Below are 14,809 nucleotides of genomic sequence, written 5' to 3'. Positions count from 1 at the left end.
ACCGCAGAGCAGCAGAGGTGCAGACCCCATGACGCGAGGCACGACCCCCACCACCGCGGACGCCGCGAACGACACCCAGCCCTGGGTCTCCTTCGTCGGCACCGGCCCCGGCGACCCCGACCTGCTCACCGTGCGCGCGATCAGCGTGCTCGGTGACGCCGACGTCGTGGTCACCGAGGTCCCCGAGCACGAGGCGCTGGTCGCCGCGCTGCTCGGCGCCGGCGAGGACGTCCCCGAGGTCGTCGACGGCGGCTTCGGCGAGGACGGCCAGCCGCTGACCCACGCCGCCCGGGCCAAGGTGGTCCTCAAGCACGCCAAGCGCGGGCGCCGGGTCGCCCGGCTGATGGTCGGCGACCCGTTCCTCTACGCCTCCGGGCCGGAGGAGGCGCAGGCCTGCGTCAAGGCCGGCATCGGCTTCGAGGTCGTCCCCGGCGTCTCCTCGGTCTCCGCGGTCCCGGCCTACGCCGGCATCCCGCTGACCACCAAGGACCGCCGCGCGGTCTCGGTCGTCACCTGCGGCGGCAAGGTCGACTGGAGCCGCTACGCCACCGACGACACGCTGGTGCTGCTCTCCGGCGTCGGCACCATCGGCGACACGGCCGCCGAGCTGGTGGCCGCGGGCCGCGACCCGCAGACGCCCGTGGCGATCACCCGGGTCGGCACCACCACCGAGCAGGAGACGCTCACCTCCACCCTCGAGCACGTCGCCGCGGACGTCCGGGCCACCCGGATCGCCCCGCCGGCGGTCATCGTGATCGGCGACGTCGTCGACCTGCGCGACACGCTGTCGTGGTTCGAGACCAAGCCGCTGTTCGGCTGGCGCGTGCTGGTGCCCCGCACCAAGGAGCAGGCCGCGACCCTGTCCACCCGGCTGCGCGGCTACGGCGCGGTGCCCGAGGAGGTCCCGACCATCTCGGTCGAGCCGCCCCGCAACCCGCTGCAGATGGACAAGGCCGTCCGCGGCCTGGTCGAGGGCCGCTACGAGTGGATCGTCTTCACCTCGGTCAACGCGGTGAAGGCCGTCCGCGAGAAGTTCGAGGAGTACGGCCTGGACGCCCGCGCCTTCTCCGGCCTCAAGATCGCCTGCGTGGGCGAGAAGACCGCCGCCTCGGTGGCCACCTGGGGCCTGCGCGCCGACCTGGTGCCCTCGGGCGACCAGTCGGCGGCCGGGCTGCTCGAGGACTGGCCGGAGTACGACGAGACGCTCGACCCGATCAACCGGGTCTTCCTGCCCCGCGCCGACATCGCCACCGAGAACCTGGTGGCCGGCCTGGTCGACCTCGGCTGGGAGTGCGACGACGTCACGGCGTACCGGACCGTGCGCGCCGCGCCGCCGCCGGCCCCGACCCGCGACGCGATCAAGACGGGCAAGTTCGACGCGGTGGTCTTCACCTCCTCCTCGACCGTGCGCAACCTGGTCGGCATCGCGGGCAAGCCGCACCCCTCGACGATCATCGCGGTGATCGGCCCCGCGACGGCCAAGACCGCCGAGGAGCACGGGCTGCGCGTCGACGTGATGGCCCCGAAGCCCGACGTGGGCGTCCTGGCCGACGCGCTCGCCGACTTCGGCGCGACCCGTCGTACGGGCCTGCTCGAGGAGGGCGTGGCCGTCACCCGGCCGTCGGAGCGCAAGCCCGCGGCCCGTCGCAAGGTCACCTCGTCGTCGTGACGGGCGGCGCCGCCGGCGGGCTGCCGGAGGGCGCGGGCGTGCCACGGGTGCGCCCGCGCCGGCTGCGGACCACCCCGGCGCTGCGCCGGATGGTGGCTGAGACGTCGCTCGAGGCGCGGCAGCTCGTGCTGCCCGTCTTCGTGCGTGAGGGGATCAGCGAGCCGGTGCCGATCGACTCGATGCCCGGTGTCGTCCAGCACTCCCGCGACTCCCTGCGCCGTGCGGCCGCCGAGGCCGCCGAGCTGGGGCTGGGCGGGCTGATGCTCTTCGGCGTCCCCGAGCACAAGGACGCCGTGGGCTCCGGCGCGACCGATCCCGACGGGGTGCTGAACCGCGCCATCACCGACGTGGTGGGCGAGGTCGGCGAGTCGCTGACGGTGATGAGCGACCTGTGCCTCGACGAGTTCACCGACCACGGCCACTGCGGGGTGCTGACGCCCGACGGGCGCGTCGACAACGACGCGACGCTGGTGCGCTACGCCGAGATGGCCCGCGCCCACGCCGCCGCCGGGGTCGACATGGTCGGGCCCAGCGGGATGATGGACGGCCAGGTCGCGGTCGTGCGCGCCGCGCTCGACGGCGCCGGGCACACCGACGTCTCGGTGCTGGCCTACTCCGCGAAGTACGCCTCCGCCTTCTTCGGGCCGTTCCGCGAGGCCGTCGGGTCCACGCTCCAGGGCGACCGCCGGACGTACCAGCAGGACCCCGGGAACGCGGTCGAGGGCGTGCGCGAGGCCCGCCTCGACGTCGCCGAGGGCGCCGACCTGGTGATGGTCAAGCCGGCCCTGGGCTACCTCGACGTGCTCCGCCGGGTGCGCGACGCGGTCGAGGTGCCGGTGGCGGCCTACAACGTCTCCGGCGAGTACGCCATGGTCGAGGCGGCCGCCGAGCGCGGCTGGATCGACCGGGAGGCGGCCATCCTGGAGACGCTGACCTCGATCCGGCGGGCCGGGGCCGACGTGGTGCTGACCTACTGGGCGGCCAAGGCCGCCCGGCTGCTCACCCGCGGCTGACCTCGCTGCCGACCTCGCTGCCGACCCGCCGCGCTGTTACTGATCTGTTGACCAGGTGTGGCCCGCAAGGGGTGGGTGTGCGGTCCGAGCGGCCTTAGTCTTGCACCTGTCGGGAGGGGCCGGGGGGCCCTGATCGATGATCGGAATCCGGGGGGATTCCACGAACACCGAGAGTGATGCCTCCGCCGGGGGGTGGATGCGCGTCATGATCAAGAAAGAACCCGTTTGAGCGAGCCGGGGGGCCCGCTGAGACGGGTTCTTTCCATGTCCGGCCCCGGCGCTCGCCGCGCCGCGCGGGAGTCGTGTGCCCCACGACGCGCTGGGGCGCGTCCTCAGGCCCACGACCCGTCCCGACCCCGATCCGCCGCGCCGCCCGCATGCACGAGACCCCCGTACGGCACCTGCCGTACGGGGGTCTCGGTCGGTCCGGGGACCGGGTGGGTCAGGGGTTGGTGAGGTTCTCGACGCAGGTGGCCAGCTTGAGGACCTCCAAGGTCGTGATGCCCGAGGCCAGGCACTGCGCGGTCGCCTCAGCCTTGGTCAGCACCTCCTCGACGGGGCCGGCGCCGCCACCGCCACCACCGCCGTTCCCGCCGCCGGAACCGCCACCACCGTTGTTGCCGCCACCGGTGCCCAGGGCGTCGTCGACGGCTCCGCCGAGGTTGCCGAGGGGGCCGCTGCCTCCTCCGCTGCCGCCCCCGGTCACGGGAGGCGTGACCGGGGTGGAGCCGCCGTCACCGGAGTCGGGCGGGGTGCTGGTCGTGCCGCCGGACGTCGAGCCGTCGGTCGAGGACCCGCCGGACGACGAACCACCGGTCGACGAGCCGCCGCCGGAGCTCCCTGCCGGGGCCTGGGGCTGGAACTGCCGCTGGACCGGCGCCGACGGGGCCACCGGCGAGGGCGAGATCGGGTCGGCCGCGGTGGTGCCGGTCGGGACGCTGGTGAAGTCGCCGCCGAGGTAGGACTCCATCACCGAGATCACGAGGTCGACGTAGGAGTTGCTGTTGTTGTAGCGGAACACCGCGGCCCGCTGGCCGGGGCGCTCGGAGAGGTCGTCGGGGCCCGAGCAGAGGTAGACGCCGGTGGCCAGGGCCGCGTCGTCGATGTCCTGCGGGTTCCGCTCGCCGTCGCCGTCGGCGTCGACCCCGACCACGGCCCAGGTGGAGGGGATGAACTGCATCGGGCCCACGGCCCGGTCGAAGCGCTGGTCGTCGTCGAACTGGCCGGCGTCGGTGTCGGTGATCCGCGCCGTGCCGCCGCTGCCGGTCAGCGGGACGCCGTAGATGCCGGGCGTGGCCAGGCCCTCGTCGTCGAGCACGTTGCCGCCGTAGCGCCCGTGGTCGGACTCGACCCGGCCGACGGCGGCGATCAGCTGCCACGGGATCGAGCAGGACTCGTCGGCGGCGTTCACCACGGTCGCAGCCCGCTGGTAGGCCGCCAGGGCGGCCGAGGGGATGTCGTTGGTCGAGGCGTTCTGCACCGCCGCCTCCCGCCCGCCCAGGCCGAGCCCGCCGGAGCGGCTCGGCGTGGAGAGGCTGGCCGGGGCCTCGATGGCCTGCTCGGGCAGCGTCGAGCCGTCGGGCAGCGAGCCGGCCTCGGGCAGCGACTGCTGGCCGTCGACGGTCGTCAGCGCGGCCTGGGGCGAGGCCAGACTGGCGGTCACGGCCGCGGAGAGCAGTGCCAGCGGCAGGATCGCCGTCGCACGCTGCAGCCGTCGGCGGCGGGGGTCGGACATGCGGAACTCTCCTCGATGGATGCAGGCCTCCCACAAGGCCTGACAGGTGACACAACGCACAAGTCACGGTCAGGTTACGCGCCGGTAGGCCCCAGCGGGACCCCTTGGAGCAGATCGGGCGAACACTCGTCCTCCCAGTCCGACGACGACTCGGGTGTGACGTGGCTCAAACCGGGCCCGCGCGGTTTGGGTGGCGTTGCGTCGCGCGGGAGGATGGGGGAGTGCCCACCGCCACGCCGTCCAGCACGCCGTCCGCCGCTCCCGCCTCCGAGGCCCTGTTCGCCCGGGCCCGGGCGGTCACGCCCGGCGGTGTGAACTCCCCGGTCCGCGCGTTCGCCGCGGTCGGGGGCAGCCCCCGCTTCATCACCTCGGCGAAGGGTGCCTGGCTCACCGACGCCGACGGCAACGAGATGGTCGACCTGATCTGCTCGTGGGGCCCGATGCTGCTGGGCCACGCCCACCCCGAGGTCCAGGCCGCCGTCCAGGCCGCGGTCGCCCGCGGGACCTCGTACGGCGCCCCGACCGTGCCCGAGGTCGAGCTGGCCGAGGAGATCGTGGCCCGCGCCCCGGTCGAGAAGGTCCGCTTCACCTCCTCCGGCACCGAGGCCTCGATGTCGGCGATCCGGCTGGCGCGCGGGTTCACCGGCCGCGACGTCGTGGTCAAGTTCGCCGGCTGCTACCACGGCCACGTCGACGCGCTGCTGGCCTCGGCCGGCTCCGGGCTGGCCACCTTCGCGGTCCCGGGCACCCCCGGCGTGCCGGCCTCGGCCACCGAGCTCACCCTCGTGCTGCCCTACAACGACCGCGAGGCGGTCACCGCGGTCTTCGCCGAGCACGGCGACCGGATCGCCTGCCTGGTCACCGAGGCCTCGCCCGGCAACATGGGCGTCGTCCCGCCCGAGCCGGGCTTCAACGAGTTCCTGTCGCGCACCTGCGCCGAGCACGGCGCGCTGTTCGTCTCCGACGAGGTGATGACCGGGTTCCGCGCCAGCCGCCAGGGCTACTGGGGCATCGACGGCGCCGTCGAGGGCTGGACGCCCGACCTGGTCGTCATGGGCAAGGTGATGGGGGGCGGGTTCCCGGCCGCGGCCTTCGGCGGCCGCGCCGACGTGATGGCCCGCCTCGCGCCCGAGGGGCCGGTCTACCAGGCCGGCACGCTCTCGGGGAACCCGGTCGCGACCACCGCCGGCCTGACCACGCTGCGCCTGGCCACCGACGAGGTCTACGACCACCTCACCAAGGCCGGCGAGGTCGTCAAGGCCGGCGTCACCGACGCCCTCGACGCCGCGGGCGTGGCCCACGCGGTGCAGTCCGCCGGCACGATGTTCTCGGTCTTCCTCACCGAGGGCCCGGTCCGGGACTTCGCCGAGGCGTCCCGCACCGACGCCGGGGCGTACGCCGCCTTCTTCCACGCCATGCTCGACCGCGGCGTCTACCTGCCGCCCTCGGCCTACGAGTCGTGGTTCCTCTCCGCCGCGCACGACGACCGGGCGATCCAGACGATCCTCGACGCGCTGCCCGACGCCGCCCGTGCCGCGGCCGCCGCGCAGGACCCGGCCGCGGGGACCCGCGCGTGAGCGCCCCGGCGCCGGGCACCACCCGGACCGTCGTGCACCTGCTGCGCCACGGCGAGGTGCACAACCCGCGCGGCGTGCTCTACGGCCGCCGCGACGGCTTCCACCTGTCGACCCGCGGCCTGGCGATGGCCGACAAGGTCGCCGAGGCGCTGGGCCACCGCGACATCGTGCACCTGCGCGCGTCCCCGCTGGAGCGGGTGCAGGAGACCATCGCGCCCCTGGCCGCCGCCCGCGGGCTGGCCGTGCGCACCGACGAGCGGGTCATCGAGTCCGGCAACGTCTTCGAGGGCGAACGCTTCGGCAACGGCCACAACGCGCTCAAGGACCCCCGCACCTGGCGCTACCTCTACAACCCGTGGCGGCCGTCGTGGGGCGAGCCGTACCGGCTCATCGTCGGCCGGATGATGGCCGCGATCCACGACGCCCGCCGTGAGGCGCACGGCCACGAGGCCGTCGTGGTCTCCCACCAGCTGCCGATCTGGACCACCCGGCTGCACGTCGAGGGCCGCTCGTTCCTGCACCTGCCCCAGAACCGGCGCTGCACGCTCTGCTCGGTGACCTCGCTGCACTTCGACGACGAGCGGCTGGTCACCCTGACCTACTCCGAGCCGGCCGCCGACCTGATCCCGGCCGCCGAGCGCGGCCAGGCCTTCTCCTCCGGCGGCACCGAGCAGGCCCCGGGCGAGGGCGGACGATGACCCTCGCCTCCCGGCGTGCCCGGCGTGCCCGGCGTGCCCGGCGCCCCCGCCGCCTCGCGCTGCTCGCCGGCGTCGCCGCGGCCCCGCTGCTGCTCGCCGGCTGCAGCGGCCTGCAGGGCACCGGGGACCTGCAGTACGTCGGCGGGATGGGCAACGTCGTCGAGATCCCCGAGGCCGACCGCGGCGAGCCGGTCGACCTGAGCGGGGAGTCGATCCAGGGCGAGCCGCTCGACCTGGCCGACAGCCGCGGCGAGGTCACCGTGGTCAACGTCTGGTGGTCCGGCTGCGGTCCCTGCCGCTCGGAGATGCCGATGCTGGTCGAGGCCGCCGACGAGCTCGACGCGACCTTCGTCGGCATCAACACCCGCGACCCCGGGATCGGCACCGCCGAGGCCTTCGAGAAGGAGGTCGGGGTGACCTACCCGTCCTTCTACGACGACACCGCCGCGCCCCTGCTGGCCTTCCCGGCGCCCTACCAGCCGCAGTCGATGCCGAGCACCGTCGTGCTCGACGAGGAGGGCCGGGTCGGCGCGCTGTTCAGCGGCGAGATCCCCTCCGCGCTGACGCTGGAGCAGGTCGTCGACGGGGTGCGCACCGATGGCTGACTGGTTCACCCAGCAGGCCGCGGCCGGCTCCCTGGCCCTGGCCCTGCCGGTGGCCCTGGTGGCCGGACTGGTCTCGTTCTTCTCGCCCTGCGTGATCCCGCTGCTGCCCGGATACCTGTCCTACGCCACCGGCCTCTCGGGTGCCGACCTGGCCGACGGCAAGGCCGCCGACCACCGCGGCCGGATGCTGCTCGGCTCGCTGCTCTTCGTGCTCGGCTTCGCCGCCGTGTTCGTCTCCATCGGCGCCGCCTCCGGCGCGCTGGGCCAGTGGCTGCGCGAGTACCAGCGTGAGATCACCGTCGTCTCCGGGGTCGTGATCATCGTGCTCGGGCTGGCCTTCGCCGGCCTCGTGCCCGCCCTGCAGCGCGAGTGGCGCGTGCACAAGGTCCCGGCCGTCGGGCTGGCCGCGGCCCCGCTGATCGGGATCATCTTCGGCCTCGGCTGGACGCCCTGCATCGGGCCCACGCTCGGGGTGATCCTGACCCTGTCGGTCAACGAGGCCACCGCCGCCCGCGGGGCCCTGCTCTCGGGCGTCTACGCCGTCGGGCTCGGCATCCCCTTCGTCATCGCGGGGCTCGCCTACCGTCGGGCCCTCGGGGCGGTCTCCTTCGTCCGGCGCCACCAGGCCTGGGTGACCAGGATCGGCGGACTGATGCTCGTGCTGGTCGGCCTCGCGCTGGTCACCGGCGCCTGGGACCAGCTGGTCACCTGGGTCCAGATCCAGCTCGTGAGCGACTTCGAGGTGAGCGTGTGAGCACCGACGTGCAGACCCAGCCGGCCGCCGGCTCCCAGCCGGAGCCGCCGCAGGCGCCGCCGGCCCGCCGCCCCGGCGAGCTCGGGATCCGCGAGCTCGGCCGCTGGTCGTGGCGCCAGCTGACCTCGATGCGCACCGCGCTGGTGCTGCTGCTCCTGCTGGCGCTGGCCGCCGTACCGGGGTCCGTGGTCCCGCAGGACTCCGTCGACTCCCTGGCGGCCTCGCGGTGGCGCGACGCGCACCCGACGCTGGCGCCGATCTACGAGCGGCTCGGGCTGTTCTCGGTCTACGACTCGCCGTGGTTCTCCGCGATCTACCTGCTGCTGGTGGTGTCGCTGATCGGCTGCATCGTCCCGCGGACGTTCGTCTACTGGCGCGGGCTGCGCGCCAAGCCCCCGGCCGCCCCGCGCAACCTGGCCCGGCTGCCCGAGCACGCGGCGTACCGCGTCTCCGCCTCCCCGCACACCGTGCTCGAGGACGCCCGTCGCGAGCTGCGCCGGCGCCGCTACCGGGTCCGCGTCGACGACGACGCCGGGCCCGAGGGCGGCTGGGTGGCCGCCGAGCGCGGCTACCTCCGCGAGGCCGGCAACCTGCTCTTCCACGTCTCGGTGATCGTGGTGATGGTCGGTTTCGGGCTCGGCGGGCTCTTCGGCTACCAGGGCGGCGTGATCGTCATCCAGGGCACCGGCTTCGCCAACAACCTCTCGCAGTACGACGACTTCAACCCCGGATCGCTGTTCGAGCCCACCGACATGGAGCCGTTCTCCTTCACCCTCGACGACTTCAGCGCCGAGTGGATCGAGTCCGGCGCCGGGCGCGGGATGGCGCGCGGGTTCCAGGCCGACCTGTCCTACCAGGAGGACCCGGACGCCGAGACCGAGCAGTACGACCTCCGGGTCAACCACCCGCTCTCGATCGGCGACACCGACGTGTTCCTGATCGGGCACGGGTACGCCCCGGTGATCACCGTGCGCGACCCCGACGGTGAGGTCATGTACTCGCAGCCGGTCGTCTTCCTGCCCCAGGACCAGGGCCTGCTGTCGTACGGCGTGGCAAAGTCGACCCTGTCGGACCCCGACGTCGGGCTCGAGGGGCTGTTCTACCCGACCTTCGTGATGATCGACGGCGACCCGGTCAACGTGATGGGCGACGACCGGAACCCCACGCTGTCGATGGAGGTCTTCGCCGGCGACCTCGGGCTGGACGACGGCTCGCCCCAGTCGATCTACGTCCTGGACAAGGACGGGGCGCCGAAGGTCACCGAGGAGGACGGCTCGCGCTACCGGCTCGACCTGCAGCCCGGCCAGACCGCCGACCTGCCCGACGACCTGGGCTCGGTCACCTTCGAGGGCGTCGAGCCGTGGGCCCGGGTGCAGATCAGCCAGACCCCCGGCAAGGAGCTCGCGCTGGCCGGCGTGGTGCTCGCCCTGATCGGCCTGCTGGGCTCGCTGTTCATCCGCCCGCGCCGGATCTGGGTGCGCGCCCGGAAGGCTGACCAGGGCGGTGGGAGCATGGTGGAGGTGGCCGTGCTGCGACGCTCGAGCGCCGGGCCCGAGCCCGACGACCAGGACGCGGGGCCGGACGAGCTGGACAAGCTCGTGGCCGCCCTCGGAGGACCCGCGGACGGCACCGCCCGCGGCGCAGGACGAGCAGGACGTGCAGGAGAGGACGAGTCGTGAGCGACACCGCATGGGAGATGCTCTCCAACCAGGCCGTCGGGGCGGCGGGGATCGTGTACTTCCTCGCGCTGCTGGCGCACCTGGTCGAGTGGGCCGCGCTCCGCCAGCCCGGCGCCGTGGAGGCCGCGCGCACGACCGCGAGCCCCGCCCGCGCGGACGGCGGCGGCGTCGCCGTCGCGACCGGGCCCGGTGACCGGGCGGGCGACCCGCCGACCTCGGCCGCCGCCGGCCAGGCGTCGTACCGGGTGGCGCTCTTCGGTCGCCTCGGCCTGCTGCTGACCGTGGTCGCGCTCGTCGCGCACGGGATCTCCCTGGTCGGGCGCGGGATGGCCGCGGACCCGAACCGGGTGCCCTGGGGCAACATGTACGAGTTCACCCTGGCCGGCACCTTCGTGGTCGCCCTGATGTACGTCGTGGTGCGCCGCCGCTTCCGCCTGGACTGGATGGCCCCGCTGGTCGTCGGGTTCGTGCTGGCGGTGCTGATGGTGGCCGTGATCTGGCTGCACAGCCCGGTCGCGCCGCTGACCGAGGCGCTGAACTCGTACTGGCTGGTCATCCACGTCGTCTCCGCCGTGATCGCCACCGGCGCGTTCACCCTGGGCGGGCTGCTCTCGCTGATCTACCTGGTCAAGGAGCGCCGCCCCGACGTCACGACCGGGCTGCTCGGCCGCGCGCCGTCGCTGGCCCGGCTGGACTCCACGTCGTACCGGATCCACGCCTTCGCCTTCCCCGTGTGGACCTTCGCGGTCCTCATCACCGGACCGATCTGGGCGCACGAGGCCTGGTCCCGCTACTGGAACTGGGACCCCAAGGAGGTGTGGGCGTTCATCACCTGGGTCGTCTACGCCGCCTACCTGCACGCGCGTACGACCGCCGGCTGGCGGGGGCGCAAGGCCGCCTACCTGGCGCTGCTGGGGCTGGCCACGCTGTGGTTCAACTTCATCGGCATCAACTACTTCTCGACCACCAGCCAGCACTCGTACGCCGCCCCGGCCCTGGTCGGCCCGGCCGACCCGGGCGTGGCGGTCGCGGGCGACGGCGACCCGGGTCCACGGCTGCTGTAGCGCCGCCGGCCGGCCGGCCGCGCGCGCTCCGGGCGCCCGCGCGCGCTGTAACGCTGTGTTACTTCGTCTGGTGCGGCGTCACGTCTCCACACCAGATGACGTAACACAGCGTTACAGCTCCGGGTGGGTCGCCGTCCGCCCCGGGAGCGCTGCGACGAGCTCCATGACGCTCGTGGCCCGCGGCGTCCAGCCGAGCAGTCGCTGCGCCTTGCGGCTGTCGACGATCTCGTGCCGGTCGAAGACCTGGTAGACCGGCGCCTCCTCCGAGATCGGGGCGTGGGTCACCGGCCCGGTGCGGCCGAAGGCGCGCTGGCACGCCTCGTACGTCTCCAGCGCGGCGACGGGCGCGTCGTCCGCGAGGAGGAACGCCTCCCCGTCGAGCTCGGCGAGGCGCTCCACGATCGCCGCGTAGCCCCGGGCGAGGTCGTCGACGTGGACCCAGGACCAGACCTTCCGGGCGTCGCCGTAGAACACCGCGACGCCGTCCCGGGCCTCGTCCAGCCACCGGCCCAGCAGGGAGCTCCGTCCGTGGCCCCCGAAGACGAGCGCCGGCCGCACGATCGTGTGGGCCAGCCGCGACGTCGCCAGCTGCGCCTCCAGCCGGGCGCGGGGGTGGTCGGGATCGGTCGGCGTGGACTCGTCCAGGAGCGGGTGGCAGTGGGCGCCGTACACCGAGCACCCCGTCGTGTAGACCAGGTGCGGAGCCCGGCCCGCCGCCCGGAGGGCGAGCAGCTCGGCGAACAGCTGCTCGTCGCTCTCCACCGGCCGTCGACCGTCGGCCACCGTGTGGATCACGACCTCGGCCGCGGCCAGACGGGCCCGGTACGACCCCGGATCGCCCACGTCGCCGGCGACCACCCGGACGCCGGCGTCCTCGAGGGCTGATGCCCGCGACGAGCGAGGGTCGCGGGTCAACCCGACCACCGTGTGACCGCGTGCCACCAGGAGCTCGGCCACGGCCTCGCCGATGTACCCGGTCGCCCCCGTCAGGAAGACGTCCACGCGCCCGGGCTCGTCAGCTGTCGGAGTCGTCGCGCTCGGAGCGGCGCTTGCGGTCCAGCTCGCGCAAGAAGTCGTCGTCGTCGTCCGGGCCGCGCGGCGCCGGGGGACGGGGCCGGCTCGGGCCCTGAGGACCCTTCGGCCGGCCGGGGAGGTTCCCGCGGCCACCGCCGCCGGACCCGGACGTGCCGGGCAGACCGCGCTCCTGCACCAGCCGGACGAGGAAGTACGTCGCCACGGCGAAGAGGATGAGCACGAGCAAGAACTTCACCCCTCCATCGTAGGGCTCTGCTGGTGACGACCTAGGCTGGTCACGTGAAGGAGCTCCTGGTCTACACCGCGCTGCGGCTGCTGCTGCTGCTGGCGTCTTTCGCGATCGTCGCCGGGCTGTGGATCGCGGTCACCGGCGGGGTCAGCGTGTTCTGGTGCCTGGTGATCGCGTTCGTGATCAGCGGCATCGGGTCCTACTACGTCCTCAACCCGCAGCGCGAGGCCTTCGCCCGCCGCGTCGAGGAGCGCGCCAGCCGCGCGTCCGCGCGGTTCGACGAGATGAAGGCCCGCGAGGACCGCGACTGACGGGTCGCTCAGCGGCGCTTCTTGCGCTCGATCTGCGAGCGGACGCGGGTCTCGGACTGGCCGAGCACCTTGGCCATGAGCGGGACGCGGTTCTTGTAGGCCACGACAGCAGCGGCGACGACGATGACGAAGATCAGGAATCCCAGCATGGGACGAGCCTACGTCGCGAGCACGAGCGGGACGGCGACGAGCAGCGCCCAGACCAGCTCGGCCTTGCCGGTGCTGCCCAGGACCGGGATGAGCCCCGGCCCGGTCGCCCCGCCGAGCACGACCCGGCAGGCGGGGCCGGCCACGGCGAGGAAGCCGAGCCCCAGCAGCGCCCACCAGCTGGTGGTGGCGGCCACCGCGACCACCGCGACCGCGGCCAGGGCGACCAGCAGCACGTAGAGGCCGCGGGTACGGGCGTCGCCCAGGCGCACGGCCAGGGTCCGCTTGCCGGCCACGGTGTCGGTCGGGATGTCGCGCAGGTTGTTGGCCACCAGGATCGCGCAGGCCAGCGCACCGATCCCGGTGCCGGCGGCCCACGCGGCGGCCGGCAGCGACTCGACCAGCACGAAGACGGTGCCGACCACCGCGACCAGGCCGAAGAACACGAAGACCATCACCTCGCCGAGGCCGAGGTAGCCGTACGGCGTCGCGCCGCCGGTGTAGAACCAGGCGGCGGCGACGCTGAGCACGCCGACGACCAGCAGCCACCAGGACGCCAGCGCGGCCAGGACCAGGCCCGCGACCGCGGCGACGCCGAACGCGAGGAAGGCGGCCCGCTTGACCGCGCCCGGGGTCGCCGCCCCGGAACCGACCAGCCGCATCGGCCCGACCCGGTCGTCGTCGGTGCCCCGGATGCCGTCGGAGTAGTCGTTGGCGTAGTTGACCCCGACCTGCAGGGCCAGGCTGACCACCAGGGCGAGCAGTGCGCGCAGCGGCGACAGGTCGTCGAGGCCCCCGCCCCGGCTCGCGGCCTCGGCCGCGGCGACGCCGACGCCGGCGACCACGGGGGCCAGGGCGGCGGGGAGCGTACGAGGCCGCGCCCCCGCGGTCCACTGGGCCATCGTCGTCACGGGCCGATCCAAGCAGGTCGCTCAGGGCGAGGTGGTCGTCGACCCGGCGGCGCCGGAGCCCGACGAGCCGTGCTCGGCCAGGTGACGCTCGGCCGCGCGGGCGGCGGCCGGCATCGCCAGGGTGGCCACGACGACGATGGCGGCGATCAGCAGCCAGCCGCCCGTCCCGCCGTCGACGGCCAGGAAGGTGTAGAGCGCCGGCGCCCAGACGCTGCCGCCGGTGCGCCCGAGCTGGGCGGCGCCCTGGTACTCCCCGCGCCGCTCCGGGTCGGAGAGCTCCGACATGAAGCCCCAGCTGGCCGCCGACTGGTAGAGCTCGGCCCCGGTCACCGTGACGTGACCGAGCCAGACCAGCGCGATGGTGACCCACCCCACGGTGTCGTGTGTGACCAGGACGACCAGGCAGGACAGCACGAAGAACCCGGCCGAGATCCGGGCGGCGCGCAGCGAGCTGGCCACGGAGTCGACGCCCCTGGCCGCAGCGACCTGGAGCAGCACCGCCATCACGGTGTTGGTGCCGAAGAGCCAGGCCAGCAGGACGGGCGGCGCGTCGGTCTCCTGGACCAGCCACAGCGGGATCACGATGTTGAGGAGCACCTGGTTGGTGCCGAGCACGCCGTCGCAGGTGGTCAGCGCCAGGAAGCCGCGGTTGCGCAGCGCCCCGGGACCGACCTGCGAGCCCGCGGCGACGGGGGCACGGTCGTGGGCCGCGTCGGGGAGCCGGGCGATGAAGACGGCGTTGACCAGCAGCACCGCGGCGGTCACCCACGGCACCGCCCGGATGACCGCCTCGCTCTCGAAGGCCAGGGCGAGGCCGCCGAGGCCGGCCCCGACGGTGAAGCCGATGTTGAGGGCGGCGCGCATGAAGGCCAGCGACCGCACCCGTTCCCCCCGGGGCAGGGCGTCGAGGGTGTACGCGCCCCGTCCCGCCGACCCGGCCGTCTGGACGATCTCCAGCGCGACCACCATCGCGACGAACCCGCCGAAGCCGCTGATCAACGGCCAGAGCGCGTAGAGCCCCGCTCCCGCGAACGCGGTGACCGCCCAGGTGCGTCGTGGCCCGACCCGGTCGGCCGCCCTGCCCAGCGGCACCGCGAGCACGAAGGCCACCACGCCGGCGATGGTCAGGCCGAGGCCCACCTGGGTGGCGCTGAGCCCCACCACCTGGGTGAAGAACACCGCGCTGCCGGTGAGGAAGACGCCCTCGCCGGTCGCGAACAGCACCGACTGCGCCGACAGCCGACGCGCCAGCGGCGTCGGGGGCAGCATCCGCGACCACCGGCCGGGCGGGGTCGCGCCGGCCGGAGAGGGTCCGGGCGGGGCAGGCAGTCCGGGCGTGGGGTCCGCGGGCCCGAGAGGCGGTTGGCTCACGCAGGGAGGGT

General features: G+C 74.1%; 15 protein-coding genes. 9 read left to right on the top strand and 6 right to left on the bottom strand.

Annotation, left to right across the window (positions count from 1 at the left end; translation table 11 throughout):
- The first annotated feature begins 28 nt into the window (after positions 1-28).
- Together ENKNEFLB_RS20605 and hemB are read left to right on the top strand one after the other, a co-directional pair.
- Positions 29-1,669 (top strand): bifunctional uroporphyrinogen-III C-methyltransferase/uroporphyrinogen-III synthase, encoded by a 1,641-nt coding sequence (locus ENKNEFLB_RS20605; RefSeq protein WP_214057058.1) that lies wholly within the window; start codon positions 29-31, stop codon positions 1,667-1,669.
- A complete protein-coding gene (hemB, locus tag ENKNEFLB_RS20600; RefSeq protein ID WP_275955920.1) occupies positions 1,666-2,682 on the top strand; it encodes a porphobilinogen synthase in 1,017 nt (338 codons plus the stop codon). The genes ENKNEFLB_RS20605 and hemB overlap by 4 nt, the downstream gene beginning before the upstream one ends.
- 442 nt (positions 2,683-3,124) lie before the next feature.
- On the opposite strand, the gene ENKNEFLB_RS20595 is transcribed toward hemB, so the two are convergent.
- Positions 3,125-4,417 carry a lytic transglycosylase domain-containing protein gene (locus ENKNEFLB_RS20595; protein WP_214057057.1) on the bottom strand — a complete coding sequence of 431 codons (1,293 nt, stop codon included), beginning with the start codon at positions 4,415-4,417 and terminating at the stop codon, positions 3,125-3,127.
- A gap of 221 nt (positions 4,418-4,638) precedes the next feature.
- Between ENKNEFLB_RS20595 and hemL the strand changes: the two genes are divergently transcribed.
- From hemL to ccsB, 6 genes are read left to right on the top strand one after another with little or no spacing between them, the layout of a single operon-like run.
- Positions 4,639-5,994: a glutamate-1-semialdehyde 2,1-aminomutase gene (gene hemL / locus ENKNEFLB_RS20590; RefSeq protein ID WP_214057056.1), complete on the top strand. Its 1,356-nt coding sequence runs from the start codon at positions 4,639-4,641 to the stop codon at positions 5,992-5,994.
- On the top strand, positions 5,991-6,692 hold the full coding sequence (locus ENKNEFLB_RS20585) for a histidine phosphatase family protein (protein ID WP_214057055.1): 702 nt from the start codon (positions 5,991-5,993) through the stop codon (positions 6,690-6,692). The genes hemL and ENKNEFLB_RS20585 overlap by 4 nt, the downstream gene beginning before the upstream one ends.
- Complete coding sequence (locus ENKNEFLB_RS20580; RefSeq protein WP_214057054.1) at positions 6,689-7,297, top strand: TlpA family protein disulfide reductase; 609 nt, start codon at positions 6,689-6,691, stop codon at positions 7,295-7,297. Before ENKNEFLB_RS20585 ends, ENKNEFLB_RS20580 begins: the two co-directional genes overlap by 4 nt.
- Entirely contained in the window at positions 7,290-8,051 is a 762-nt protein-coding gene (locus ENKNEFLB_RS20575) for a cytochrome c biogenesis CcdA family protein (RefSeq protein WP_214057053.1), read from the top strand. Before ENKNEFLB_RS20580 ends, ENKNEFLB_RS20575 begins: the two co-directional genes overlap by 8 nt.
- The gene (gene resB / locus ENKNEFLB_RS20570; protein WP_246535701.1) at positions 8,048-9,730 is read left to right on the top strand and encodes a cytochrome c biogenesis protein ResB; all 1,683 of its coding nucleotides are present in this window, start codon (positions 8,048-8,050) and stop codon (positions 9,728-9,730) included. The genes ENKNEFLB_RS20575 and resB overlap by 4 nt, the downstream gene beginning before the upstream one ends.
- Positions 9,727-10,794, top strand: a complete 1,068-nt coding sequence (gene ccsB / locus ENKNEFLB_RS20565; RefSeq protein ID WP_214057052.1) for a c-type cytochrome biogenesis protein CcsB — start codon at positions 9,727-9,729, stop codon at positions 10,792-10,794. The genes resB and ccsB overlap by 4 nt, the downstream gene beginning before the upstream one ends.
- A 111-nt stretch (positions 10,795-10,905) precedes the next feature.
- Here the strand turns inward: ccsB and ENKNEFLB_RS20560 are convergent, their stop codons facing one another.
- Positions 10,906-11,796: an NAD-dependent epimerase/dehydratase family protein gene (locus ENKNEFLB_RS20560; protein WP_214057051.1), complete on the bottom strand. Its 891-nt coding sequence runs from the start codon at positions 11,794-11,796 to the stop codon at positions 10,906-10,908.
- A gap of 13 nt (positions 11,797-11,809) precedes the next feature.
- Positions 11,810-12,064 carry a hypothetical protein gene (locus tag ENKNEFLB_RS20555; protein WP_214057050.1) on the bottom strand — a complete coding sequence of 85 codons (255 nt, stop codon included), beginning with the start codon at positions 12,062-12,064 and terminating at the stop codon, positions 11,810-11,812.
- Between the two features lie 44 nt (positions 12,065-12,108).
- Here ENKNEFLB_RS20555 and ENKNEFLB_RS20550 point away from each other — a divergent pair, with 44 nt between their 5' ends.
- The gene (locus tag ENKNEFLB_RS20550; RefSeq protein WP_214057049.1) at positions 12,109-12,369 is read left to right on the top strand and encodes a DUF4229 domain-containing protein; all 261 of its coding nucleotides are present in this window, start codon (positions 12,109-12,111) and stop codon (positions 12,367-12,369) included.
- An 8-nt stretch (positions 12,370-12,377) separates the two neighbouring features.
- Here ENKNEFLB_RS20550 and ENKNEFLB_RS20545 read toward each other — a convergent pair whose 3' ends face one another.
- From ENKNEFLB_RS20545 to ENKNEFLB_RS20535, 3 genes are read right to left on the bottom strand one after another with little or no spacing between them, the layout of a single operon-like run.
- The gene (locus ENKNEFLB_RS20545) at positions 12,378-12,518 is read right to left on the bottom strand and encodes a hypothetical protein (RefSeq protein WP_214057048.1); all 141 of its coding nucleotides are present in this window, start codon (positions 12,516-12,518) and stop codon (positions 12,378-12,380) included.
- Positions 12,519-12,527: 9 nt separating this feature from the next.
- A complete protein-coding gene (locus ENKNEFLB_RS20540; RefSeq protein ID WP_214059634.1) occupies positions 12,528-13,418 on the bottom strand; it encodes a 1,4-dihydroxy-2-naphthoate polyprenyltransferase in 891 nt (296 codons plus the stop codon).
- A gap of 30 nt (positions 13,419-13,448) precedes the next feature.
- The gene (locus ENKNEFLB_RS20535) at positions 13,449-14,798 is read right to left on the bottom strand and encodes an MFS transporter (protein WP_246535699.1); all 1,350 of its coding nucleotides are present in this window, start codon (positions 14,796-14,798) and stop codon (positions 13,449-13,451) included.
- Between the last annotated feature and the right edge of the window lie 11 nt (positions 14,799-14,809).

The organism is Nocardioides aquaticus, assembly GCF_018459925.1.
Classification (GTDB): domain Bacteria; phylum Actinomycetota; class Actinomycetes; order Propionibacteriales; family Nocardioidaceae; genus Nocardioides; species Nocardioides aquaticus.
This window is presented reverse-complemented; position numbering and strand designations above follow the sequence as displayed.